Annotated in this window: 1 protein-coding gene; it reads left to right on the top strand. The window is 70.0% G+C overall.

Annotation, left to right across the window (positions count from 1 at the left end; genetic code table 11):
* Window positions 1-233, top strand: a 233-nt coding sequence (locus E0702_RS18310; protein WP_205742145.1) for a hypothetical protein, incomplete at both ends; no start/stop codon positions are given.

Genomic DNA, 233 nt, shown 5'->3' with positions numbered 1-233 from the left:
CCTTCACCCAACTCGCCGCCGAGGGCAAGACCGAGGGGCTGTGGTTCCGCACCTTTGCCACGTCGGGCGTGCAGGCGGCCATGGGCGCCAAGGTGGCCGCGGACCAGGGCTACAAATCCGTGGCGATCTTCTACAAGAACGACGACTGGGAGCCGGACAGAGGCGAGCTGGTGGCCGCGGAGCGCGAAGCGCTGGGGATCGGGGTCAGGGGGGCGGTCGCGCGGAATGACGGC

Source organism: Halomonas marinisediminis, assembly GCF_004347715.1.
Classification (GTDB): domain Bacteria; phylum Pseudomonadota; class Gammaproteobacteria; order Pseudomonadales; family Halomonadaceae; genus Halomonas; species Halomonas icarae.
This window is presented reverse-complemented; position numbering and strand designations above follow the sequence as displayed.